The organism is Pseudosporangium ferrugineum, assembly GCF_003002065.1.
Taxonomy (GTDB): Bacteria; Actinomycetota; Actinomycetes; order Mycobacteriales; family Micromonosporaceae; genus Actinoplanes; species Actinoplanes ferrugineus_A.
Window position 1 is genome coordinate 226,342 of the sequence record NZ_PVZG01000007.1, and the last position, 23,813, is coordinate 250,154.

Annotated in this window: 17 protein-coding genes; 6 read left to right on the forward strand and 11 right to left on the reverse strand. The window is 73.5% G+C overall.

Annotation, left to right across the window (positions count from 1 at the left end; genetic code table 11):
• Nucleotides 1–33 precede the first annotated feature (33 nt).
• The 4 genes from hpt to dacB all read right to left on the reverse strand — a co-directional run bounded on the left by hpt (nucleotide 34) and on the right by dacB (nucleotide 4,248).
• Entirely contained in the window at nucleotides 34–609 is a 576-nt protein-coding gene (hpt, locus tag CLV70_RS17130) for a hypoxanthine phosphoribosyltransferase (RefSeq protein WP_106127509.1), read from the reverse strand.
• A gap of 127 nt (nucleotides 610–736) precedes the next feature.
• The gene (tilS, locus tag CLV70_RS17135; RefSeq protein WP_106127510.1) at nucleotides 737–1,699 is read right to left on the reverse strand and encodes a tRNA lysidine(34) synthetase TilS; all 963 of its coding nucleotides are present in this window, start codon (nucleotides 1,697–1,699) and stop codon (nucleotides 737–739) included.
• A gap of 10 nt (nucleotides 1,700–1,709) precedes the next feature.
• A complete protein-coding gene (locus tag CLV70_RS17140; RefSeq protein ID WP_106127654.1) occupies nucleotides 1,710–2,768 on the reverse strand; it encodes a zinc-dependent metalloprotease in 1,059 nt (352 codons plus the stop codon).
• Between the two features lie 49 nt (nucleotides 2,769–2,817).
• On the reverse strand, nucleotides 2,818–4,248 hold the full coding sequence (gene dacB / locus CLV70_RS17145; protein WP_106127511.1) for a D-alanyl-D-alanine carboxypeptidase/D-alanyl-D-alanine endopeptidase: 1,431 nt from the start codon (nucleotides 4,246–4,248) through the stop codon (nucleotides 2,818–2,820).
• A 420-nt stretch (nucleotides 4,249–4,668) separates the two neighbouring features.
• Between dacB and CLV70_RS17150 the strand changes: the two genes are divergently transcribed.
• Nucleotides 4,669–5,172 (forward strand): inorganic diphosphatase, encoded by a 504-nt coding sequence (locus CLV70_RS17150; protein WP_106127512.1) that lies wholly within the window; start codon nucleotides 4,669–4,671, stop codon nucleotides 5,170–5,172.
• Between the two features lie 47 nt (nucleotides 5,173–5,219).
• Here CLV70_RS17150 and eccD read toward each other — a convergent pair whose 3' ends face one another.
• Complete coding sequence (gene eccD, locus CLV70_RS17155) at nucleotides 5,220–6,656, reverse strand: type VII secretion integral membrane protein EccD (protein ID WP_106127513.1); 1,437 nt, start codon at nucleotides 6,654–6,656, stop codon at nucleotides 5,220–5,222.
• 214 nt (nucleotides 6,657–6,870) lie between these two features.
• On the opposite strand from eccD, the gene eccCa reads away from it, so the two are divergent.
• Both eccCa and mycP read left to right on the forward strand, forming a co-directional pair.
• Nucleotides 6,871–10,845, forward strand: coding sequence for a type VII secretion protein EccCa (gene eccCa, locus CLV70_RS17160; protein WP_106127514.1), 3,975 nt, complete (start codon nucleotides 6,871–6,873; stop codon nucleotides 10,843–10,845).
• Nucleotides 10,846–11,055: 210 nt separating this feature from the next.
• Nucleotides 11,056–12,558 carry a type VII secretion-associated serine protease mycosin gene (gene mycP, locus CLV70_RS17165; protein ID WP_245908282.1) on the forward strand — a complete coding sequence of 501 codons (1,503 nt, stop codon included), beginning with the start codon at nucleotides 11,056–11,058 and terminating at the stop codon, nucleotides 12,556–12,558.
• 318 nt (nucleotides 12,559–12,876) lie between these two features.
• On the opposite strand, the gene CLV70_RS17170 is transcribed toward mycP, so the two are convergent.
• From CLV70_RS17170 to CLV70_RS17190, 5 genes are all read right to left on the reverse strand, one after another.
• On the reverse strand, nucleotides 12,877–14,055 hold the full coding sequence (locus CLV70_RS17170; protein ID WP_106127515.1) for a MarP family serine protease: 1,179 nt from the start codon (nucleotides 14,053–14,055) through the stop codon (nucleotides 12,877–12,879).
• A gap of 22 nt (nucleotides 14,056–14,077) precedes the next feature.
• Nucleotides 14,078–14,794 (reverse strand): NUDIX hydrolase, encoded by a 717-nt coding sequence (locus CLV70_RS17175; protein WP_106127516.1) that lies wholly within the window; start codon nucleotides 14,792–14,794, stop codon nucleotides 14,078–14,080.
• Nucleotides 14,791–15,507, reverse strand: a complete 717-nt coding sequence (locus tag CLV70_RS17180) for a TlpA family protein disulfide reductase (protein ID WP_245908283.1) — start codon at nucleotides 15,505–15,507, stop codon at nucleotides 14,791–14,793. Before CLV70_RS17180 ends, CLV70_RS17175 begins: the two co-directional genes overlap by 4 nt.
• Nucleotides 15,504–16,301, reverse strand: coding sequence for an endonuclease III (gene nth, locus CLV70_RS17185; RefSeq protein WP_281260463.1), 798 nt, complete (start codon nucleotides 16,299–16,301; stop codon nucleotides 15,504–15,506). Before nth ends, CLV70_RS17180 begins: the two co-directional genes overlap by 4 nt.
• A 122-nt stretch (nucleotides 16,302–16,423) precedes the next feature.
• On the reverse strand, nucleotides 16,424–17,632 hold the full coding sequence (locus tag CLV70_RS17190) for a CapA family protein (protein WP_106127518.1): 1,209 nt from the start codon (nucleotides 17,630–17,632) through the stop codon (nucleotides 16,424–16,426).
• A gap of 203 nt (nucleotides 17,633–17,835) precedes the next feature.
• Here CLV70_RS17190 and CLV70_RS17195 point away from each other — a divergent pair, with 203 nt between their 5' ends.
• The 3 genes from CLV70_RS17195 to CLV70_RS17205 all read left to right on the forward strand — a co-directional run bounded on the left by CLV70_RS17195 (nucleotide 17,836) and on the right by CLV70_RS17205 (nucleotide 22,272).
• Nucleotides 17,836–18,513, forward strand: coding sequence for a Crp/Fnr family transcriptional regulator (locus CLV70_RS17195; protein ID WP_023562908.1), 678 nt, complete (start codon nucleotides 17,836–17,838; stop codon nucleotides 18,511–18,513).
• 245 nt (nucleotides 18,514–18,758) lie between these two features.
• Entirely contained in the window at nucleotides 18,759–20,204 is a 1,446-nt protein-coding gene (locus CLV70_RS17200; RefSeq protein WP_106127519.1) for a carboxyl transferase domain-containing protein, read from the forward strand.
• A gap of 61 nt (nucleotides 20,205–20,265) precedes the next feature.
• Nucleotides 20,266–22,272 carry an ATP-binding protein gene (locus CLV70_RS17205; protein ID WP_106127520.1) on the forward strand — a complete coding sequence of 669 codons (2,007 nt, stop codon included), beginning with the start codon at nucleotides 20,266–20,268 and terminating at the stop codon, nucleotides 22,270–22,272.
• 47 nt (nucleotides 22,273–22,319) lie between these two features.
• On the opposite strand, the gene CLV70_RS17210 is transcribed toward CLV70_RS17205, so the two are convergent.
• The gene (locus CLV70_RS17210) at nucleotides 22,320–23,792 is read right to left on the reverse strand and encodes a serine/threonine-protein kinase (protein ID WP_425440174.1); all 1,473 of its coding nucleotides are present in this window, start codon (nucleotides 23,790–23,792) and stop codon (nucleotides 22,320–22,322) included.
• Nucleotides 23,793–23,813 lie beyond the last annotated feature (21 nt).

A 23,813-nucleotide genomic window follows, 5' to 3' on the forward strand; every position in this document is an offset into this window, starting at 1 on the left:
CACCCGATTTCTGAGAGTCGGCTGGGAGACCGTTCAGCTACGGGCGTACACCTCGGGCTTGAGCACTCCCACGTACGGCACCTCGCGGTAGCGCTCGGCGAAGTCCAGTCCGTAACCGACCACGAACTCGCTGGGGATGTCGAAGCCGACGTACTTGGTCGGCACCGGCACCTTGATCGCGTCCGGCTTGCGGAACAGCGCCACCACCTCGACGCTCTCCGGCGAGCGGGACTGCAGGTACTTCATCAGCCACGAGAGGGTGAGCCCGGAGTCGACGATGTCCTCGACGATCACCACGTGCCGGCCCGCGATGTCCCGGTCCAGGTCCTTGAGGATGCGCACCACCCCGGAGGACGTGGTCCCCGAGCCGTACGACGAGACGGCCATGAACTCCATCTCGGAGGAGGGACCCAGCCGGCCCAGCGCGCGAGCGAAGTCCGCCATGAACATGACCGCGCCCTTGAGCACGCAGACCAGCAGCACGCCGCCCTCGGCGTCCGCGTAGTCGGCGGCGACCTGCTTCGCGAGCTCTTCGGTCTTCTCGCGGATCTGCTCCTCGGAGATGATCACGCGGTCGATGTCGGCGTCGTACCAGGAGCCGTCTGCCATGCACCTAGCCTGCCGTACGCGGCGGGCCCCACGCGGCCGGGGGCGGCGGTCCGTGCCCGGACATGCGCTGGTTATGGGGCGAATCTGCCCGGCGGGGCCGAAGTCCCCCGGGCCGCAGTGACAACACTCACAAGCCGTCGGGCACCAGGTCACCCCCGCGGCGGGCCACCCGGATGCCGCCCGGTAACGCGGCCGGACCCTGGCCGTGCCAGTCGGTGACGAGCGCGTCCAGCGCCGCCACGTGCCGGTGGGAGAGCGCGGCGCCGGGCGCGCCCAGCTCGGCCGCCCAGCGGTGCAGCACCCGGCCGCGGATCGCCGGCTCCAGGGCGGCCAGGCCCGGGACGGAGAGGCCGTCACCCGAGCGGGTGGCCTCCAGCGCGCCGGCGGCGACCGCGTCCAGGTAGGCGACGTCCGCGGCGACCAGCGAGGCCGTCCGCGCCAGGTTGGCGACGACGGCCGGCCCGAGCGCGGCCACCACAGCGGGCAGCGCGTCGGCGCGGACCCGGGCCCGGGCGTACGCGGGATCGGTGTTGTGCGGGTCCTCCCAGGTGGCCAGGCCGAGCGCGGCGCAGGCCTTGCGGGTCTCGGCGCGGGAGACGTCCAGCAGGGGGCGCACGAAGACACCCCGGCGGCGGGGCATCCCCGCGAGCCCGCGCGGACCTGCGCCCCGGGCCAGCGCCAGCAGCACCGTCTCGGCCTGGTCGTCGCGGGTGTGCCCGAGCAGGACCGCCGCGGCGCCGATTTGCTCGGCCGCGGCGGAAAGTGCCTCGTACCGGGCCTCCCGGGCGGCCGCTTCGGGGCCCCCACCCCGGCCGCGCACGTCGACGGTGGCGACCCGCACGGGCTCGAGACCGGCCGAAAGTGCCCATTCGGCGACGCCGGCGGCCCGCGCGGCCGAGCCCTCCTGCAGCCGGTGGTCGACGGTGACGAGGCCGGCGGCGATCCCGAGGCGGGGCGCCACGAACGCGGTCGCCGCCGCCAGGGCCAGCGAGTCGGCCCCGCCGGAGCAGGCCACGAGGACGGGCCCGGCGGTCAGCTCCCGGCGGACCGCCGCCCGGATCGTCGCCACCGGCGGCGGGATGCGGGCCACGTCGCCGGCGCTACGAGACCAGCCCGACCGGGCCGTGCACCCGGGCGACCCAGGCGTCGGGGTCGTTCAGCTCCTCGAGCCGCGGCAGGGTCAGCGGTGAACTGAAGATCTTGTTGAAGCCGGCCATGCCGACCCGCTCCACGACCGCGTGCACGAACTTGCGGCCCTCGGCGTACTGGCGCATCTTGACCTCGATGCCGAGCAGGCGCCGGATGGCCTTCTCGAGCGGGTTGCCGCCCTCGCGGCGCTGGTTGAACTTGGCCCGGATGGCCTCGACCGACGGGATGACCTCGGGGCCGACCCCGTCCATCACGAACTCGGCGTGCCCCTCCAGCAGCGTCATCAGCGCGGTCAGCCGGTCGAGCACCGCCTTCTGCGCCGGGGTCTGCACGATGTCGAGGACCGAGGAGCGGCTGTCCGGGTCGCGCAGCGCGTCGGACAGCGTGGCCACCCCGCGGCGCAGGCGCTCGAGGATGTGCTCGCCGCTCTGCGAGGCGTCGACGAACGCCTGGACCTCGCCGAGGAAGTAGCCGCGCATCCACGGCACGGCCTGGAACTGGGTGAGGTGGGTGACCTCGTGCAGGCAGACCCAGAGCCGGAAGTCACGCGGGTCGGCGCCGAGCTTGCGCTCCACCTCGACGATGTTGGGGGCGTTGAGCAGCAACTGGCCCGGCTCCGCGGAGAAGACCTCGTACTGCCCGAGGACGCGGCCGGAGAGGTAGGCCAGCACCGTGCCGGCCTGCACGCCGGTGACCCGGGAGCCGATCGCGTCGCTGAACGCCCCCGGCTGGCGGTCCCCGGAGAGGCGGGTGACCAGCGGAATGATGACTTCCTTGAGGCCGGCGATGTTCACCGCCGCCCAGTCCTTGCGGTCGACGACCCGCACCGGCGGCCCCTCGACCTGCGGGGTCAGCCCCGTGTACGCCGCGACGTGGCTGCGCGCCTCGTCGGTGAGCTCGCGCAGTTGGGTGACCACCTGCATGGCTTCCTCGTAGGACACCGCGGGGCCGGATTTCGACAGCGCGCCCGCGGTGGCGGCGGCCAGATCCCAGTCAACGAACTGCGCCATGCAGACCACCGTACCCGCGGTGGACCAGCCGCCCACCCTGAGAAATCCCCTACTGGCAGCCGCAGGTCACGAGCTTGGCCGCGATCTTGTCCAGGGCCTGCCGCGCGGCACCGGACGCCCCGGTGGCGTCCGCCATGATCGCGAAGAGCAGCAGCCGGCCGTCCCGGGTGATCACCTGACCGGCGATCGCATTGACGCCGGTGAGCGAGCCGGTCTTGGCCCGGACCAGCCCCTGGCCGACCCGGTTGGTCTCGGGCGTGGCGAACCGGGTCCGCAGGGTGCCGGACCACCCGGCGACCGGCAGGCCGTTGAAGAGGCTGCTCAGCCCGGGTTGTTCCCCGCTCGCGGCCAGGGTCAGCAGGCCGGTGAGCAGCTTGGGGCTGATCCCGTTGCGCCGGGAGAGCCCGCTGGCGTCGGCGAGGGTGGCCTCGTCGGACGGCAGGCCCAGCTCGCCCAGCTGGGCCAGCACGGCCTTGGTCGCGCCCGCGAAGGAGGCCTCCGCGCCGGCGGCGACGGCGACCTGGCGGGCCATGCTCTCGGCGAGCACGTTGTCGCTCTGCTCGAGCATCCAGTCGACGATGTGCACGACCGGCGGCGACTTCACCTCGCCCAGCGGCGAGCCGGGGGAGAGCGGACCGGGCGGGGCCGCCGAGGACGGAGAGGCCGGAGAACCAGGAGAGGCCACCGGCGCCCTGCCCTCGGAGACGGCGCCCGCGGGCAGGCCGAGCTGCTTGGCGAAGGCCCGGCCGGCGGCCAGCGCGGGGTCGGTGAACCGGGGATCGCCGCCGACGTCGTGGTGCACCGGCTCGATCCGCCCGGCGTTGGTCATCAGCGCCTGGATCCGGGCCACCTGGCCGGCCCCGATCACGTCGCCGTCCCAGCCGGGCGCGACCTCGGGACCGGCGTACAGCGAGGTGTCGATCACGACCCGGGTCGGCTGCTGGCCGCCCAGGGCCTTCTTGACCTGCGCGGCGAGCCGGTCGAGCCGGGCCGCGCCGGGGAACTGTCCGTCGGCGCCGACGGACAGGGTGGGGTCGCCACCGCCGATCAGCACGACCTCGCCGGGCCGGGCGCCGGCCACCGCCCGGGTGCCGATCCGGTGGGCGGGCCCGCGCGCGGCGAGGACGGTCGCCGCGGTGAGCAGCTTGGTGGTCGACGCGGGGGTCGTCATGGTGTCGGCGTTGCGCTCGTACAGCGACGCGCCGGTCGCCCCGTCCACCACCGACACGTTGACCCGCGAGCCGAGGGCGGGGGCGAGGAGCAGCGGGGAGATGGCGGCCTTGATCCCCTCGGCGGTCGGCGCGACGCCTTCCGTGCCGGCCGCGACCAGCACCGGCGTGGGCGTCGGCTCGGGGGTGGGCGCGGGCGTGGGGGCCGTCGTCGGGTCGGCCGACAACCAGCCGTCGACCGGTCCCGGCCGCACGACCAGCACCGCCCCGGCCGCGACGACAATAAGGATCAAACCCGCCAAAATCCCCATTATCGTACGCCGAGACCTACCGGTTGCCGGCTCCGCCGCTGGCGCACCCCCGCTCGCCGGCGGCACCGGCCCGGGGACGGGAGCGCCGGGCTGAACCGGTGGTCCGCCGGCCGCCGGAACGGAACTCAACGGAACCGCCGCTCGCCCGTACGTGTGACCCGGCGCCCGGTGGGAATCCGGCACATCGGGGCGCTTTACCGGAGAACCGTCGTTCACCTGGGCAGACACGCCGTCGAACCCGGGGGTGTTCTGTGAATCTTGCCTCCCCACGCGCCCCTCCTCCGTACATCGCGTCAGACTTAGGGGAGACTACAAACATCCGGCACACCGGTGCGCACGGATCCCGCGGGGCTGAAGGCCGCCCTGCTCCGTCGCCGGGCGCCCGCCGGGTCCGACGCGGGGCGAACAAGGGAGCGAACGATGGATTTCGACGTGTTGGTTGAGATCCCCAAGGGCCAGCGGAACAAGTACGAGGTCGACCACAAGACCGGCCGGATCCGTCTCGACCGGACGCTCTTCACCGCGACGCAGTATCCCGCCGACTACGGGTACATCGAGGGCACCCTCGGCCAGGACGGCGACCCGCTCGACGCCCTGGTGCTGATCCAGGAGCCGACGTTCCCCGGCTGCCTCGTGCGTGCCCGGGCCATCGGGATGTATCGGATGACCGACGAGAAGGGCCGCGACGACAAGGTTCTCTGCGTGCCCTACGAGGACCCGCGCCAGGAGCACCTGCGCGACATCCACCACCTGGGTGAGTTCGACCGGATGGAGATCCAGCACTTCTTCACGGTCTACAAGGACCTCGAGCCGGGTAAGTCGGTCGAGGGCGCGACCTGGACCGGCCGGGTCGAGGCCGAGGAGGAGATCCGCGCGTCGTTCAAGCGGGCCGAGGCCGCCGAGCACCACGACCAGGAGCACTGAACCCCCGACGTCGACGAAGGCCGGGCGCCCGCCCGGCCTTCGTGCTGTCAGATGCTGATCGTGCTGACCATGCCGTAGAGGCCGACCACCGAGCACGCCACCGGGATCACGGCGATCACCGCGAGGCTGTCGAGCAGGTCCGCGGCCCGGCCCAGGTACGGCGACGGCGCCCGGCGCGACCACGTCGCCCCCGCGGCCACGGTGGCCATCGCCAGCAGCAGGCCCGCCACGCTCAGGCCCAGCAGCATGGCCTCGCCCGCGCCCCACAGCAGGTCCACGCCGAGCGCGAAGACGCCGAACAGCCCGGCCGAGATCAGCGGCACCCGCTGGCGCAGCGTCACGAAGAGCCGGGAGCGCAGCAGCAGCGCCGCGACCGACAGGCCGGTGAGGATCCGGGCCGCCGTGCCGCCCGCCGCACCGAGCACCACGAAGGCAGCCGCCGCCAGCGTCGCGTGACCGAGGAGCATGCCGGTGAGCAGTTCCTCCGTACGGCTCACGGCGGCGAACACGCGCTTGCGGTCGGGCAGCTCGCGGGCGGCGTCGGCGCCACCGGCCCGGGCGCCGGTGAAGCCCTGCTCGGCCTCGGCGCCGGTCGGGAGGGTCACCGGGGGCGTGGGCATCTTGCCGAACCGGATCGCCAGCAGCGGGATCACGCCGATGCCGCACACGAGCATCGACATCAGGACCGCCGCCGCGCCGGCCGCCGAGGTGAGGAAGCCGACCAGGGCGGTGACGGCGCCGAGCAGGCCGGCCGTGACCCCCGCGGCGAACACCCGCAGCGACGATGCCACGCCGACCCCGCCGAGCGCCGCGACCAGCAGCAACGCCACCGAGCCGGCGAGCAGCTCCGGGCCGCCGAGCCACGGGAGCAGCGGGAAGACCCCGGCGCGGTCGGCCGTGCCCTGGCTGACCAGGACGGCACCGCCGGCGAACGCGTACGGCAGCGCCAGCCCGCCGAGGGCGGCACCCGCGCGCGCGTCGCCGTACGCCCGGGAAGCGGCGATCCCGCAGAGCGAGAGCAGCAGTCCCACCCCGAGGCCCACGAAGGCCGCGCCGCCCCACCCCGGCCCGGCCCTGAGCACGGCGAGCAGGCCGAGCGAGAGCAGCACCGCGGCGGCCGTGAGGGTGGCCGTCCGCGTCGAGGCCGCGGACCAGATCGTCCCGCGGCGCCGGGCGCCCTCCGCGATCGCCTCGACGACGTCGTCGTACTCGAGCTCGGGCCAGTCGTCGCGCGCCGGGACGAGGTGCAGCACCTCACCGTCGCGGATGCCCTGCGGGAAGAGGCCCTGCGCGGTGGCGAGCGCCACCCCGTCCGTACGCCGCAGCACCCAGCCGCCGTGCTTCTCGCCGTCGTCGGCCAGCCCCTCGCCCGCGTGGCGCAGCACCTCGGGCAGGAGCTCGGCGAGCGGAACGTGCTCGGGCAGCGCCACATCGACGCGGCGCGACGGCGCGCTGATCGTGACCCTGGCCAACCCCACGCTCATGCCATATTTCCCATCGACGGTGGTAAGCCTTCGGCCGACCTTAGGGTGGAGGGCGGGGCGGTCGGACGGGAGGCTGCGGAACGGGAGGGACTTTACCTATCCTGAGCCCTGCGCGGTGACCGGTGACGGCCGCCGCGGACGGGGCAGCCGCATCGGTCTCAGTGGACTTTCTGGTCAGGGGCCGGGCAACGCGGAGGAAAGGGACACATTCGGTATGAGCACGGTGGTGATCAAGCGGGCTGCGCGGCGCCCGGCACCCGAGATCCCGACCGGCGAGCTCGCCGTCGATCCGCCGCCCGAGATCCCGCAGGCGGTCGGGGGCCGCTGGCAGCAGGCGTTCATGGTGCTGCCCATGCTCGGCGGATCGGTCGCCATGGCCATGATGATGGGCCGCGGCAGCGGCGGCCCGATGTCCTATGTGATCGGTGGCCTGTTCGGCGTCTCGTCGCTCGCCATGCTCGCCACCTCCTTCGGCGGCAGCGGCTCGCCGAAGAAGGCCGAGATGATGGCCGCCCGCCGCGAATACCTGCGCCACCTCGCCGGCCTGCGCCGCCGGGTCCGGGACACCGCCACCCGCCAGCGGGTCGGCCTCTACTACCGGCACCCCGACCCGGCCCAGCTGTGGTCGACCGCCGGCAGCCACCGGGTCTGGGAGCGCCGCTCCGCCGACCCGGACTTCGGCGTGGTCCGGCTCGCGGTCGGCCCGCAGACGCTGGCCACGCCGCTGATCCCGCCGGTCACCCGGCCCCTGGAGGACCTCGAGCCGATGACCGCGGGCGCGCTCCGGCGGTTCCTGGACGCGTACTCGGTGGTCCCCGACCTGCCCGTCGCGGTGTCGCTGCGCGGCTTCGCCCGGGTCTTCCTGCGCGGCACCGGCCTGAACGCCGAGGCCGACGCCCGCGCGCTGACCCGCGCCGTGCTCACCCAGCTCGCCGTGTTCCACGCGCCGGACGACCTGATCATCGCCGTCTGCGCGGGCCCGGAACGCCGCGCGATGTGGGAATGGGTCAAGTGGCTGCCGCACAACCTGCACCCGTCCCGCACCGACCGCCTCGGCCAGGTGCGCCTCGTCGCCAGCGCCGGCCCCGACCTGGAGAAGCTACTCGAGGACGTGATCGGCAACCGGCCCCGGTTCAACCCGGCGGGCGTCAGCACCAGCGGCCCGCACGTCGTCATCGTGCTCGACGGCGCCGACCTCAAGGGCGCCACCCAGCTCGACGACGGCATCGACGGGGTCACGGTGCTCGACCTCGACGAGGTGCCGCCGCGCCTGCTCGACCGGTCGCTGCTGGTGCTGGAGGTCCGGGGCAACGCCGGGCGGCGGGAGCTGCACACGTACGCGATGGATCACGCCGCCGAGGTGGGCACCCCCGACAAGCTCAGCGAGGAGGAGGCCGAGGCGGTCGCGCGGCGCCTCGCGCCGCTGCGGCTGGCCGCGATGTCGAAGTCCGCGGACACGCCGCTGGCCAACGAGATGGGCCTCGCCGAGCTGCTCAACCTCGGCGACCCCGAGTCGTTCAGCGTCGCCCAGGCCTGGCTGCCCCGGCCCAACCGGGACAAGCTCCGGGTGCCGATCGGGCTCGGTGCCGACGGCTCGGCCATCGAGCTGGACCTCAAGGAGTCGGCGCAGGACGGCATGGGCCCGCACGGCCTGCTGATCGGCGCCACCGGCTCCGGCAAGTCGGAGCTGCTGCGCACGCTGGTGCTCGCGCTCGCCGCCACCCACTCCTCGGAGACGCTCAACTTCGTCCTCGTCGACTTCAAGGGCGGCGCGACGTTCTCCTCGCTCGATCGGCTGCCGCACACCGCCGCGGTCATCACCAACCTCGCCGACGAGCTTCCCCTGGTCGACCGCATGGTGGACGCCATCGACGGCGAGCTGATCCGCCGCCAGGAGCTGCTGCGCAAGGCCGGCAACTACGCCAGCCTGCGGGACTACGAGAAGGCCCGGGCCGGCGGTGCCGCCCTGCCGCCGCTGCCGTCGCTGCTGGTGATCTGCGACGAGTTCTCCGAGCTGCTGTCGGCGAAACCGGACTTCATCGACCTGTTCGTGCAGATCGGACGGTTGGGGCGGTCGCTCGGCGTCCACCTGCTCCTGGCCAGCCAGCGGCTGGAGGAGGGGCGGCTGCGCGGGCTCGACACCCACCTGTCGTACCGGATCGGTCTGCGGACGTTCTCCGCGCTCGAGTCACGGGCCGTGCTGGGCGTGCCGGACGCGTACGAGCTGCCCCGCTCACCCGGCCACGGCTACCTCAAGTTCGGCACCGAGCCGCTGGTCCGGTTCAAGGCCGCGTACGTGTCCGGGGTCTTCCGCAAGGCCGGCAGCCGCGGTCCCGGCACGACCCGCGACGGCGTCGCACCGCAGGTGCTGGCCTACTCCACCCACTACGTCGCGGCGCCGAAGCCGGTGAAGGCGGCCGAGCCGAAGCCGGAGGAGGTGCCGGCCGGCGAGAGCCTGCTCGACGTGATGGTGGACCGGCTCAACGGCCAGGGGCCGCCCGCCCACCAGGTCTGGCTGCCGCCGCTGCACACGTCCGCGACCCTCGACGAGCTGCTCGGCCCGGTCACCAGCGACCCGGCGCGCGGCCTGGCGTTCGCCAACCCCGAGCTGCACGGCTCGCTCCAGGTGCCGATCGCCCTCATCGACAAGCCGCGCGAGCAGCTGCGCGACGTGATGTGGCTCCAGCTCGGCGGCGGCGCCGGGCACGTGGCCGTGGTCGGCGGCGCCCAGTCCGGCAAGTCCACCGTGCTGCGCTCGCTGATCTGCGGGCTGGCGCTCACCCACACCCCCGCCGAGGTGCAGATCTACTGCCTCGACTTCGGCGGCGGCGGGCTCGGCACGCTCCGCGACCTGCCGCACGTCGGCGGCGTCTACGGGCGGCTCGACTCGGTCGGCGTACGGCGCACGGTCGGCGAGGTGTCCACCCTGCTCACCGAGCGGGAGCGGCGCTTCGGCGAGCTGGGGGTCGACTCCATGGCGTCGTACCGGCGCCGCCGGGCCGCCAACGCCGGGATCGGCACGGGCGCGGAGGCGGACCCGTTCGGCGACGTGTTCCTCGTGGTCGACGGCTGGACCACGCTGCGCAACGACTACGACGAGCTCGAGGGCGTGATCACGGACATCGCGACCCGGGGCCTCTCGTACGGCATCCACGTGGTGACCAGCGCGCCCCGCTGGATGGACTACCGGCCGGCGATCCGCGACCTCTTCGGCTCCAAGGTGGAGCTTCGCCTCGGCGACCCCACCGACTCCTCGGTCAACCGGCGGCAGGCGATCAACGTGCCGGAGAAGCCCGGCCGTGGCCTCGTCGAGCACCCGACCGACAAGAACAAGGCCCTGCACTTCCTCACCGTACGGCCGGAGCTGACCAACGCCGCGTCGGCCGAGCTGGTGAAGATGATCGCCGCCGCGTGGCCCGGGCCCGTCGCGCCGCGCGTGCGCCTGCTGCCGCCCTCCCTGCCGTACGCGGACATCGACCTCGACCGCTCGACCGGCCTGCGCCTGCCCATCGGCATCGCGGAGTCCGACCTGCAGCCGGTCGAGATCGACTTCGCGAGCGACCCGCACTTCCTGCTCTTCGGCGACGCGGAATGCGGCAAGTCGTCGTTCCTGCGCGCCCTGGCGACCACCATCACCCGGCGGTTCGAGCCGACCGAGGCCCGGATCATCCTGGTCGACTACCGGCGCAGCCTGATGGATCTGCCGGAGAGCGACCACCGCATCGGGTACGGCATCCAGGCGCAGAAGACGCTCGAGCTGATGGAGTCGGTGGCCGGCTACATGGAACGCCGCCTGCCCGGCCCCGACGTGACGGCGCAACAGCTGCGCGAACGGTCCTGGTGGAACGGGCCGGAGCTGTTCGTCCTGGTCGACGACTACGACCTGATCGCCTCCGGGCCGACGAACCCGCTCCAGCCGATCATGGAGTACCTCCCCCAGGCCCGCGACGTGGGCCTGCACCTGATCGTCACCCGCCGGGCCGGTGGCGCCAGCCGGGCCATGTACGACCCGGTGATCCAGCGGCTGCGCGAGCTGTCCTCACCGGGGCTCGTGATGACCGGCCCGCCGGACGAGGGAGCGCTCATCGGACCGGTCCGCCCCACGCTCATGCCAGCGGGCCGCGGGCGCCTGGTGACGCGCCGTGAGGGCGTCCGCCTGATCCAACTGTCACATCTCCCCCCATTCTGAGCCGCCACCTGCCCGGACGCACCAGGGGTGCGATCCACATCGACAGACTCCCGCAACTACGCACGGATTCGGAGTAATCTCCCACCATCGACCGTCCATCATCAGAATGGCCCGCCGTCCAGTGAGCGCTGTGAGCGAAGCACCGCACGCGTCCCGCCGACCCCGGCGCGACGTCCCCGCGCCGTATCCGGTCCGCGGCGGTGCCCTTTGGTGAGAAACGTCGCCGTCCGGGTCGCCGCGGCCTGCCTGGCTTCCGGCCTGACGGCCGCCCCGGGTCTCGCCCCGGCCGGCCCGCCCACTGCCGACCCGCTCACCACCGCAACGTCTTCCGCTCTTTCCTCCCGCGCCGCGACCTCTCCCGGCGCCGCTTCTTCCGGTGCCGCTTCTCCCGGCGCCGCTTCTCCCCGCGCCGCGACTTCTTCCGGCGCTCTTTCCTTCCGCGCCGGGGCCTTCTCCTCCGCCGCCCCCGCTACTGCTGACGGGGGCGCTGCCGCCGGATCCTTCTCCGGACCCGTCGCCCGGCCCGTTTCCGGACCCGTCGCGGCGCCCGAACCGCTGCTCGGCGACTCGGTGCGGGCCGAGCAGTGGCACCTCAAGACCCTGAACGTCGCCGGCGCGTGGACGTACTCCTCCGGCGAGGGTGTCACCGTCGCCGTCATCGACTCCGGCGTCGAGGCCGACCACGTCGACCTCCAGGGCCAGGTGCTCAAGGGCCTCGACCTGGTCGACCCGCAGGGCGACGGCGACACCGACCTGGTCGGCCACGGCACCACGGTCGCCGCCCTCATCGCTGGCCGGGGCGACGACAACTCCGGCGTCGTCGGCATCGCGCCCAAGGCGAAGATCCTCCCGGTCCGCGTCCTCGACCGCGAGAACCGCTACGACGACGCGATGATCGTCGCCCGCGGCGTCCGCTGGGCGGTCGACAACGGCGCCCGCGTCATCAACCTGTCGCTCGGCGGCAACGGCAGCAGCCCCGCCCTCGCCGCCGCCCTCGACTACGCGTTCGCCCGGGACGTGGTCGTCGTCGCCTGCACCGGCAACGTGAGCACCTCCACCTCGTCCGGCGTCTGGTATCCGGCCCGCGAGCCGGGCGTGATCGCGGTCGCCGGCATGCAGAAGAACGGCGACGTGCTCTGGTCGGGCTCGATCACGGGCAAGGAGACGGTGGTGACCGCCCCGGCGACCGAGCTGGTCGGCGCCCGCCCCGACGGCTCCCGCCTGGACGGCTACTGGCAGGTGCAGGGCACGAGCTTCGCGGCCCCCATGGTGGCGGGCACGGCGGCGCTGATCCGCTCCCGCTGGCGCACCATGTCGGCCGGCGAAGTGGTCAACCGGATCATCAAGACCGCCAAGGACCGCGGTCCCCAGGGCCGCGACAGCGAGTACGGCTTCGGCCTGGTCGATCCGGCGGCGGCCCTGACCGCGGAGATCCCCACGGTGATCCGCAACCCGCTGGACACGACGGCGTCCCCGGGCGTCGCCCGCTTCGGCAGCGCCCCTGCCTCAGGCCAGGCCCAGTCCGCCCCGGACAACGAGGGCCACCGCCCCCCGGGCGCCCAGGCGCCGGGCTCCAACGCGGGCACGGCCATCTCCGCGGGCGACGCCGGCGCGGCCGAGAAGTCTCACGACTGGTGGGCGGCGGGCGCCCTGTTCCTGGTCTCGGCCCTGGTAGCAGCCTTCACGATCCGCCGCTTCGCCTCCGTCACCTGACCACCCCGAAGACCGCCGTCACCCCCGAGGCCCCGCCGAAGCGTCGGAAGTCGTCGATCAGCCGTACCCCGAACGAGCCCGATCAGCTCGCCAAGCACGGCTCAGCGACGCGCCGACCGACGTCGATCCGCTACCTGGCCACGGCAAGGCGGTGCGCCGACCGGGTAAGCGGTCCGGCCGCTCGGCACCGGTTCGCGGACCCCACGGCCTGCTGCTCGGCGAGGGGACCGGCGACCGGCCACGGATCCGCCGCGCCGCCGACCAGGGTGTCGAGGGCCGCCGGACGCACCGCCCGAAGTGGACGACCCGCCGGACCGCTCAGGCGCAGTCGCCGGTGCGGACGCCTCGGGTGCGGCCGACGCCCAGGCGGGCCGTGCCCGAGGCCTCCGCCGCCGTCAGGGCGAAGCCGACGTTCCGGTCGTCCGCCGCCGCCGCGAAGATCACGCCGAGGACGGCTCCGTTGGGTGCGATCAGCGGGCCGCCCGAGTTGCCGCTCTGGACCAGGGCGCGGATGGTGTAGATCTCGCGCGTCACGTTGCCCGAGTCGTAGATGTCCGGGCCGGTGATGTTGCTGACCTCGCGGACCCGGGCGCCCTGGGCGTTGTACGGGCCGTCGAGCGGGAAGCCCAGCACGATCGCGTTGGCGCCGGTGCCCGCCGGCCTGCGGACGAACGGCATCACCGGCGCGCGCAGGCCCGGGACGTAGATCACCGCGAGGTCGCGCTGCGGGTCGTACACCACCACTTTGCCGTCGAGGCGGTCGTTCTGGGTCTCCACCTGCACGTTGCGGGTGCCCGCCACCACGTGGGCGTTGGTCATGACGCGCTCGTTCGCGTACACGAATCCGGAGCCCTCGATGCGGCGGGAGCAGCTCGGGGCCGTACCCAGGACTTTGATGACCGATCTGCGGGAGTTGATCACCACCTGGCTCTTCGCCAGGGCCGGGTCCGGCGCCGCCACCTCGCGCGCGTTGGTGCGGGTCAGGCCGCCGAAGACGTCCGGGAAGCCGTTGGTGTTGAGGGACTCGCGCAGGCCCGCCGACAGCGCCTGCGCCTGGTCCGGCATGAGCTGGTTGATGCCGTTGAGCACCGCGCTGCTGCGGACCTGCCGGTTGAGCTCCGGGAACGGCGTCGACCCCAGCGGTACGGCGATGAGCCACGCCACCAGCAGCACGGCGACCAGCGACACCAGCGCCCCACCGGCGTCGTCGAGGCGTTGCAGCGGGCGGCTCTCGATGGCGCGCCGCAGCTTCGTGCCGAGCCAGCCGGCCAGGGTCTGCCCGAGCACCGCCAGCGCGAAGATGGTCACGAGCGACACCACCAGCCGCACCGTGCCGCCGGCGAACTGGTTGGCGATCAGCGGGCCGATCTGGAGGCCGATCAGCACGCCGCTGAAGAACCCGCCGAAGGACAGCGCGCCGATGACGAAACCCTGCCGGTAGCCGCTGATCGCGAAGACCAGCATGAGCAGGATCAGGATTCCATCGACCACATGCACTCGCTCAAGGTAGAAGTGACGGTCACGACACCACCTCGTCGGAGGCGGCGGCGGCCGAGGCGTCGGCCACCGGGACGGAACCGTGGGGCAGTGGTGCGGGGTCCGGCAATTCCATAATGGGACCCGGGCGCCAGGGGCGGCTCCATCCGGCCATGTCGAGCAGCACGGAGATCACGCCGGCGGTGAAGCCCCAGACCAGCATCCCGCGCACCTGGAAGGCGGGTGAGACCCAGCCGCTCGGGTGCCGTACCCGCATCCGGTTCTCGGGGTCGACCAGCTCGGTGACGGGCAGCCGGGCGACGTGGGCGACCTCGGCGGGCTGTCTCGGGTGCACCGGGTGCGGGGCGTGCCACCAGGCCAGCACCGGCGTGACCACGAACCGGCTGACCGGGATGTACAGCTCCGGGAGGGTGGTGAGGACGGTCGCCGTGGCCGGGTCGAGGCCGACCTCCTCGTTGGCCTCCCGCAACGCCGTCGCGGCCGGATCGCGGTCGCCGGGGTCGGCGGCGCCGCCCGGGAACGCCGGCTGCCCGGCGTGGTTCCGCATCGTGGCGGCCCGCTGGAGGATGAGCAGGTCGGGCTCGCCGGGCCGGTCCTCCCCGAGCAGCACGAGCACGGCGCTGGGTCGCCCGCCGCCGGCCGGCGGCGTGATGGTGGTGAAGTCTTCGGTACGCGCGGAGCCCACCCGCGTCAGCAGCGGCTCCCACCATCCGGGCAGCCCTTCCGGCCGGGCCGTCATCCGGTCACCGTCACGCCGGTGTGGGTACGCACGAGCGCGCCGAGCGCCGGCTTGTCGAGCGCCTTGCCGTTGTAGACGAACCTCTTCCCGGCCGCGTCGAGGAACACCGTGACGGGCAGGTTGACCCGGCCGACGGCGGCCAGCAGCTTCTGCCCGGGGTCGAAGAGCGTCGGCATGGTGACGCCCTGGTCGGCGGCGAACGAGGCGCCCGCCTCCCGGTCGTCACGGGTGTCGACGCCGACGACGTGCAGCTTGCCGGCGGTGGCGTCGGCGAGCTGCTGCATGAGGGGAAGCTCTTCCCGGCAGGGCGGGCACCAGGAGCCCCAGAGGTTGATGACGGCGGGTCCGCGCAGGTCGGTGAGCCGGACCGCCGCGCCCCCGGTGAAGCACGGCAGGGAAACATCCGGCAGATCCGGCGCGACGGCCGCGGCCGGGGAGACCGCGGACAGCGACCCCGAGGCGGCAGAGGACGGGGCGACGGGCGGCGGGGCGACGGACGGCGGGGCGGCAGAGGGCGGCGCCGCGGCAGAGGGCGGGGCAGCGGACGGCGGGGCCGTCAGCGCCGCGCAGCCGGCGAACGGGGACGCCGCCTCGGTGGAGTGCGGAGTGACCTCGGTGGCCGTGCACGCGGCCAGGAGCAGCACCAGCGGCGGCGTCAGCCACCTCGCCAGCGCCGGTCCGGCCGGGGCCGTGCCCGCGGGGTCACGGCTCACGGGGCCTCCGGTGCCACGACCGCCGCCGCCGGGACGAGGCCGGGGTCGATGCCCGCCTGCGCCGCCAGTTCGCGGGCGCGCGGGCCCTTGAGCAGTTTGGCCGCCGGGGCCGCCTCGGTGGGGCCGGTGCCGTACGACGGGCACATCGTCGCCAGGGCGCAGGCGCCGCACGCCGGTTTGCGGGCGTGGCAGACGCGCCGGCCGTGGAAGATGACGCGGTGCGACAGCATGGTCCAGTCGCGCTTCTCGATGAGGTCGGCGACCAGGAACTCGATCTTGACCGGGTCCTCCTCCTGCACCCAGCCGAAGCGGTTGACCAGGCGGCGGAAGTGGGTGTCGACGGTGATGCCGGGGACGTCGAAGGCGTTGCCGAGGATGACGTTGGCGGTCTTGCGGCCGATGCCGGGCAGCGCGACGAGCTGGTCGAGGGTGCCGGGCAGCTCGCCGTCGTGCCGCTCGAGGAGGGCCTGGCCGAGCTTGATGAGGGAATCCGTCTTGGCCCGGAAGAACCCGGTCGGCCGCAGGATCTCCTCGAGCTGGGCCCGGTCCGCCGCCGCGTAGTCGGCCGCCGTCCGGTAGCGCGCGAAGACCGTCGGCGTGACCTCGTTCACCTTCTTGTCCGTGCACTGCGCGGAGAGGATGGTCGCCACCGCGAGCTGCAGCGGCGTCTCGAAGTCGAGCTCGCAGTGCGCGTCGGGGTGGGTCTCGGCGAGGACCTTGGCCATCTTGCGGGCCCGGCGTTTGCGCCCGATGGGGGTCTCCCCGGCGAATCGCTTGGCCGACCGGACGAGCACGGCCGCACCGGAGGATGCGGCGACGAGGGGACGACTCACGCGAGCAAGAGTACGTCGCGCCTCCGACATTCCTCTCCCGCGGGAAGGCAAGGAAAGCCCACAAAAAGGCACATCCGGGACGATCAGGCGGGAGCGGAGATCGAGCCGTCCTTACCGATCTTCGCCGCGGTGGGACCGAAGTCGGCGGCCGACAGCTCGCGTACGCGGGCCCGGCCCCGCTCCTGCGCGCTGTCCCGGGTGGGCTTGCCCGCCGAGTTCATCGCCGTGGAGAGCAGCTTCCCGCCGGCGAACTTGCCCTCCCTGGTGAGGGTCACGTGCAGGATGCCGCCGTACCCCAGGACCCCGGCGCGGCCGAGCGTACGGCCACCGCCCGCGAAGTTCCCCAGGCTGTACGCGATGAGCCGGCCCTTGTAGAACTCCATGCCCCGCAGCACGTGCGGCCCGTGCCCGACGACCACGTCGGCGCCCGCGTCGATGACGGTGCGGGAGAACTTCATCGGGTCGCCCCGGTTCTCCTCGTAGAACAGCTCGCTGCCGGGCTTGACGTGCCCCTCGTCGGCTCCCTCGGCGCCCATGTGCACCTGGACCACCACGACGTCCGCCCGCCCGGCCGCCTCCTCGACGATCTCGCGGGCGGCGTCGAGGTCGTTCAGGTTGTTCGCTCCCGCGTACGGGGAGAAGCCCAGGACCGCGACCCGCACGCCCTTGACCTCGACCACCGTGATCTCGCCCTTGGCGCCGGTGTGCTCGAGCCCGGCGTCCTCCAGGGCGCGGACGGTGTTCTTGTAGCCCTGCGGCCCGAAGTCGTTGGAGTGGTTGTTGGCCGTGTTGAGCAGCTCGAAGCCGGCGTCGACGAGGTGCTGCGCGTACGCCGGCGGCGCCCGGAAGGCGAAGCACCGCGGCCTCGGCGGCGTGCCGCACTTGGACGTCCCGGTGTCGCCGGTGAGCGTCTGCTCGAGGTTGCCCATGACCAGGTCGGACTTGAGGCCGGCCCGGACCTGGTCGAAGAAGCCCTTCCCGCCGCCCGCGGGCAGCCTGTCCGGCGCGCCGCCCATGATGATGTCGCCGGTCGCCGACAGGGTGATGGTGCCGGGCGTCTCGCCCTGGGGCGCGGCGGACGAGGGCCGGGTCGCGGCGGACGAGGGCCGCGTCGCGGACGTGGGCCGGGCGGAGGGCGCGGGCTGCCACGTCGCGGTGGTCCGCCGGTCGCCGCGGTCGGCGAGGGCGATGCCGCCGAGGCCGGCGCCGGCCAGCGCGGCGAGGACGATCGTCGCGGTCAGGACGGGGCGGCCGAAGAGGCCCCTTCGGGGCGGCGAGGGCTGGGCATTCATCGATCGGGACGATACCGTCGGGCGGCAAGCCGTGACGACGGTCGAACGGCCGACCACCGCTCACCGAGAGCGACGGTCTTTCCGGCCTTCGTGGCGGCGGTGGTTACGCTGCGAGATCTGGATCGAGGGGTGGCCGCCCGTTTACCGCCCCCGTACGCCTAGACTGATCGTGCGCGGCGAAGCGCGTAGTCGGAGGTACAGCGATGGATGAGGTACTGGCTCGCAGCGGGATCTTCCAGGGCGTTGACCCGGAGGCTGCCGAGGCGCTCGCCAAGGAGATGGAGACGATCGAGTTCCGCAAGGGCGACATCGTCTTCAATGAGGGCGAGGCGGGCGACAGCCTTTACATCGTTCTCTCCGGGAAGATCAAGCTCGGCCGCCGCGCCGCGGACGGCCGGCAGAACCTTGTCTCGATCATGGGTCCGTCGGACATGCTCGGTGAGCTGTCGCTGTTCGACCCGGGACCGCGTACGGCCACGGCCACCGCGGTGACCGACACCCGGCTGGCCCGGCTCAAGAAGTCGTCCCTGCGCCCGTGGCTCAACAACCGGCCGGAGATAGCCGAGCAGTTGCTCCGCGTGCTGGCCCGCAGGCTGCGCCGGACGAACGACGCGCTGGCCGACCTGATCTTCACGGACGTGCCCGGCCGGGTGGCGAAGAACCTGCTGCAGATGGCGGGCCGCTTCGGCACGCGGGACGGCGGCGTGCTGCGGGTGACGCACGACCTGACCCAGGAGGAGCTGGCGCAGCTCGTCGGCGCCTCCCGCGAGACGGTCAACAAGGCTCTCGCCGACTTCGCCTCGCGGGCGTGGCTGCGACTCGACGGCAAGAGCGTCATCATTCTCGACCCGGAGCGGCTGGCCCGGCGCGCCCGCGTCTGAACCACCCGTTCCGGCAGCGTCAAGGGGTCGTCCTGATGGGCGACCCCTTTCGCGTACGCGCTCTCGGGCGAAACGTCCCGCGCTGTCCGATTCCCCCACCTGTCCGGGGTACGAAGCCCGCCCGGCAAGATCCGTGTCGCATCCGGTCAGCCGCTCGTTACGGAGGTGGTCGAGAGGCACTACGACGGTCGAGAGGGCGCGGCTTTGAACGAGGTGGCGGGCGTACGGCGCAGCGGGGTGACGACGTGACGGTGCTGGACACCGCTATCGACCCGCGCAGCCCCGCCTACCTGGCCAGCCGCAGCGCGATGCTCGAGCGGCTCGCCGAGCTCGAGGCGGCGCTGGAGGCGGCTCGGGCCGGCGGCGGCGAGAAATGGGTGACCCGGCACCACGCGCGCGGCAAGCTGCTGCCCCGCGAGCGGGTGGAGATGCTGCTGGATCAGGACAGCCCGTTCCTGGAGCTGTCGCCGGTGGCGGCGTGGGGCTCGGAGTTCCCGGTGGGCGCGAGCGTCGTCACCGGGATCGGGGTCGTCGAGGGCGTCGAGTGCGTGGTCATCGCGAACGATCCGACGGTCGAGGGCGGCGCGGTCAACCCGTACACGGTGGAGAAGATCCGGCGGGCCGCGCGGATCGCCTCGGTGAACCGGCTGCCGCTGGTGAACCTGGTCGAGTCCACCGGGGCCGCGGCGCCGGCCGGGCCGCCGCCGGGCGGGGCGATCGCCCGGGACCTCAGCCAGCTCACCGCCGACCGGGTGCCCACCGTGTGCGTGGTCTTCGGTGCCACGACCGGTGACGCGGCCTACCTGCCGGCGCTCTCCGACTACACGATCATGGTCCGCGGGCACGCCAAGATGCTGACCATCCACCCCCAGCCGGTACGCGCCTCGGTGGCCAACGGCCGCCCCGCGTCCGAGGTCCGCAGCGCGCCCACGGTTCCCGCCGGGGTCACCGGCCCGGCCGATCAGCTGGCCGAGGACGAGCGGGACGGGCTGCGCCTGGCCCGGCAGTGCGTACGCCGCTTCAACTGGCGCAAGCGCGGCCCCGAGCCCCGCTCGTTCCCCCCGGCGCCGCCCAAGTACGACGCCGAGGACCTGCTCACCATGGCCGGCACGGACCCGGGCTCGGGCTTCGACCCGCGCGAGGTGCTGGCCCGCATCCTCGACGGCAGCGACTTCGACGAGTTCAAGCCGGCCACCGGCACCGGGCTGGTGACGGGCTGGGGCGAGCTGCACGGCTATCCCATCGGGGTCGTCGCCAACCTGGGCAGCGCGTTCTCCCCGGCCGAGACGCAGAAGGCCGTGCACTTCATCCAGCTCGCCAACGCGACCGCCACCTCGCTGCTGTTCGTGCAGTACACCGGCGCGCCCGCGGCCGAGCAGCACGAGGCGGCGGACGTACGGCACGGCGCGCCGCTGGTGCACGCCGTCGCCAAGTCGACCGTCCCGCACCTGACGCTCATGATCGGCGCCACCCCGGCGGAAGAGGCCGGGGGCATCTACGGGCGCGCGTACGAGCCGCGGTTCCTGTTCAGCTGGCCGGTCGAGCGGCCCGCCGAGGTGTCGCCCGGGAAGCTGCCCGACGACGGCGTGATCGACCCCCGGGACACCCGTACGGTGCTCGGCCTCTGCCTGTCCGCGGTGCACAGCGCCGTCGTCGAGGGCGCCGAGCACGTGGGCGTCTTCCGCCCCTGACGGCCTCGAACCCTTCAGAGGCCCCGACGGCCTCACAGCCCTGGAAAGGTAGAGCAGAGCAGTGATCCGACGTCTTCTGGTGGCCGACCGTGGGGAGATCGCCCGCCGGGTCTTCGCCACCTGCCGCCTGGTCGGCATCGAGACGGTCGCCGTCTACTCCGATGCCGACTCCGACGCGCCGCACGTGACGGAGGCGGACTACGCGGTACGCCTCACCGGCGGCACCCCCTCGTCGACGTACCTGCGTGGCGACCTCATCATCGCGGCGGCGAAGCGGGCCGGCGCCAACGCCATCCACCCGGGCAACGGGGTGCTCTCCGAGGACCCCGAGTTCGCCGCCGAGGTGGCCGGCGCCGGGATGATCTGGGTGGGTGCGCCGGCCAAGACGCTCGGCACGCTGCACAGCAAGATCGAGGCGAAGGGCATCGTCGCGGAGGCCGGCGTGCCGGTGCTGCCGACGCTCACCGACCCGGAGAAGGTCGACGACTTCCCGGTGCTGATCAAGCCGGACAGCGGCAACGGCGGCGCGGGCATGCGGGTGGTCCGCGACCCGGTCACCCTCGCCGAGGCGGTCGCGTCCACCCGGCAGGAGACCGGCGGGACGGTGTTCTGCGAGCCGTACCTGGAGAACGTGCGGCACATCGAGGTGCCGATCATGGCGGACGTGCACGGCGCCGTCGTGCCGTTCGGCGAGCGGGAGTGCTCGGTCCAGCGGCGCTACCAGAAGATCATCGAGGAGACGCCGTCACCGGCGGTCGACCCCGCGCTGCGCGAGCAGCTCTGCCGGGCGGCGATCATCGCGGTCCGGGCCATCGGGTACGTGGGCGCCGGCGCCGTCGAGTTCCTGCTGGAGGAGGACGGCACCTTCTGGTTCCTCGAGCTGACTCCCAGCCTCCAGGTCGAGCACGCCGTCACCGAATGCGTCTCCGGCTACGACCTCGTCCGCCTCCAGCTGCTGGTCGCCGAGGGTGGCAGCCTGCCGATGCCGGGGCCGCCGCCCATCCGCGGGCACGCCATCGAGGTGCGGATCTGCGCGGAGGATCCCGCGTACGCGTGGCTGCCGGCCGCCGGCACCCTGCACCGCTTCAAGGTCCCGGACGTGGCCGGCTCCTTCCGTCCGCTGCCCCAGCCCGGCCTGCGCCTGGACGCCGGCGTGGTGGACGGGTCGGTGGTCGGCGGCGAGCACGACACCATGCTCGCGAAGCTCGTCGCCTGGGCGCCCACCCGGCAGGAGGCCGCGCGGATGCTGGCGTCGGCGCTCACCCGTACGGAACTGCACGGGGTCGTCGCCAACCGCGACCTGCTCGTCCGGGTCCTGCGGCACGGCGCCTTCCGGGCCGGCGACGTCGACACCGGCTTCCTGGACCGGCACCCGGAGGTGTTCGCGCCGCTGCTGTCCTCGGTGGACGCCGTACGCATCTCCTGCCTCGCCGCCGCCCTGGCCGGTGCCGCCGCCCGTCGTTCGAGCGCGCCCGTGCTGCGGTCCCTCCCCTCGGGCTGGCGCAACGTGCCGTCCGGCTCGCAGACGGCCGTGTACGACGGCCCGGCGGGCCCGGTGGAGGTCGGCTACCGGATGAACCGGCACGGCGAGCTGGCCGGCTGGTGGGTGCGCGCGATCGACCCCGAGGAGCTGGATCTCGCGGGCCTCGGTCAGGCGCCGACCCTCGACGACCACCCGCCGACGGTCGTCGTGCTCGCCGACGGTTCCCGGGTCGACCTGGACGTCAACGGCATCCGGCTGAGCCTCAAGGTGCACCGGGTCGGCGACGTGTCGTACGTGGACAGCCCCGAGGGCTCGGTCGCCCTGCGCGAGCTGTCCCGCTTCCCCCTGCCGGCCCCGGAGGCGACCGAGGGCTCGCTGATCGCCCCGCTGCCCGGCGCGGTACGCCGCGTGCTGGTCGTGCCCGGCCAGCGGGTGCGGGCGGGTGAGCTCCTGCTGACCCTGGAGGCGATGAAGCTGGAGCACCCGGTGCACGCACCGTCGGCGGGCGTGGTCGCCTCCCTGCCGGTACACCCGGGCGCGGAGGTCGACACCGGCGAACTCCTCGCCGTGCTCGACCCGGAGTAACCCACGCGGCCCGCCGCGGCCCCGGGCCGGTCCGCGACCGGTCCGGTTCAGCCGCGGGCCAGCACCGGCCCGTGCAGCCGGTCCGTGCCCTGCCCGGCCAGGCAGCGGAAGGTCCGGTCGCCCGCGGACGGCGGCAGCACGGACAGCGCCCACTGCCTGCCGTCGGTGCGCGTGGTGGTGCGCCGGAACATCTGCCTGCTGCACACCCGCAGCACACCCGGGTCGGTGGTGACGGCGTCGCGGTCCCGGGGGTCCGTGCCGGCGGGCAGCGAGCCCACCGCGAAGACCTCCCAGCTGTGCCGCTTGGCGCAGGTCACCTCGTGGGCGATCGGGCCGCTGCCCGGCCGCAGCGTGTAGCACTCGAGCTCGCCGGGGCAGTGCGCCCGGCCGGTGCGGCAGCCGGGCAGGTGGGCCATCGCCGCCGGAAGCGTCGACGTGGCCGGCGCGGCGAGCCGGGACGCCAGCGAGCGGACCGCCGGCCCCTGCGAGGAGGCGAGCATCGCGCCGCCGACCGCGGTGGCGAGCATGAGGAACACGCCGAAGCCGCCGAACAGCCACCGGCGCTTGCCGCGTTTCGGGTTCTCGGTGTGCACGGTCGGCGTCTCGTCCGTGCCGGAGGAGGTGTCGCGGGTGGGCGTGACCGGCGGCACCGGGCGCGGGTCCCGCGCCGGCGGGTACGCCCGCGGCGCCGGCGGCACGAACGTCGACGAGTGGTAGACCCGGGCGCCCTTGCCGCTCGACGGGTACAGGTGCAGGCCGGCGAGCATCTCCCGGAGCTGCTCGGCGGTGGGCCGGTCGCGGGGGTCGTTGGCCATGCCGTACCGCAGCACCTCGGTGAGCGAGGGCGGGATGCCCGGCAGGTCCGGGATCGGCTGGTTGAAGAGGTCCATCAGGGTGATCAGGCTGGGGCTGCGGTCGTTGTCCCACCGGGGCGGGCGGCCGTTCATGACCGCGTACAGGGTGGCGCTGAGGGCGTACACGTCGACGGCGCCCGAGGGGTCGGCGTGGGAGAACATCTCGGGCGGCGCGTACGCCGGGGTCAGCACCTCGAGCGTCACGGACGAGTCGCGCATCTCGCCCAGCACGGCCAGCCCGAAGTCGGCGAGCACCGCCGGGTTGAAGTGCGAATACAGGATGTTGGCGGGCTTCACGTCGCGGTGCAGGACCCCGTTGGCGTGCGAGTGCACCAGCGCGTCGGCGATCTTGACGCCGAGGTCGCGGGCCTCGATCGCGCCGAGCGGGGAGACCCGCATGCGGTCGAGGTACGACCCGTCGCACAGCTCCATGATCAGGTACGGGTGCTGGTCGACCGTCACGCCCACGTCGAAGAGGTCGACGACGTGCGGGTGCGAGGACATCCGCCCGGCGGCCTTCGCCTCGCGCAGGAAGCGGGCCTGGTCCCGCGGATTGTCCAGGGTCCGGTTCTCGACCTTGATCGCGACCTCGCGGCCGACCGAGTCCTGTGTCGCTCGGTACACGGTTGCGTACCCTCCGCGAGCCATGACGGACAAGCCGGACATACCTGGCACGTAGGGCACGGG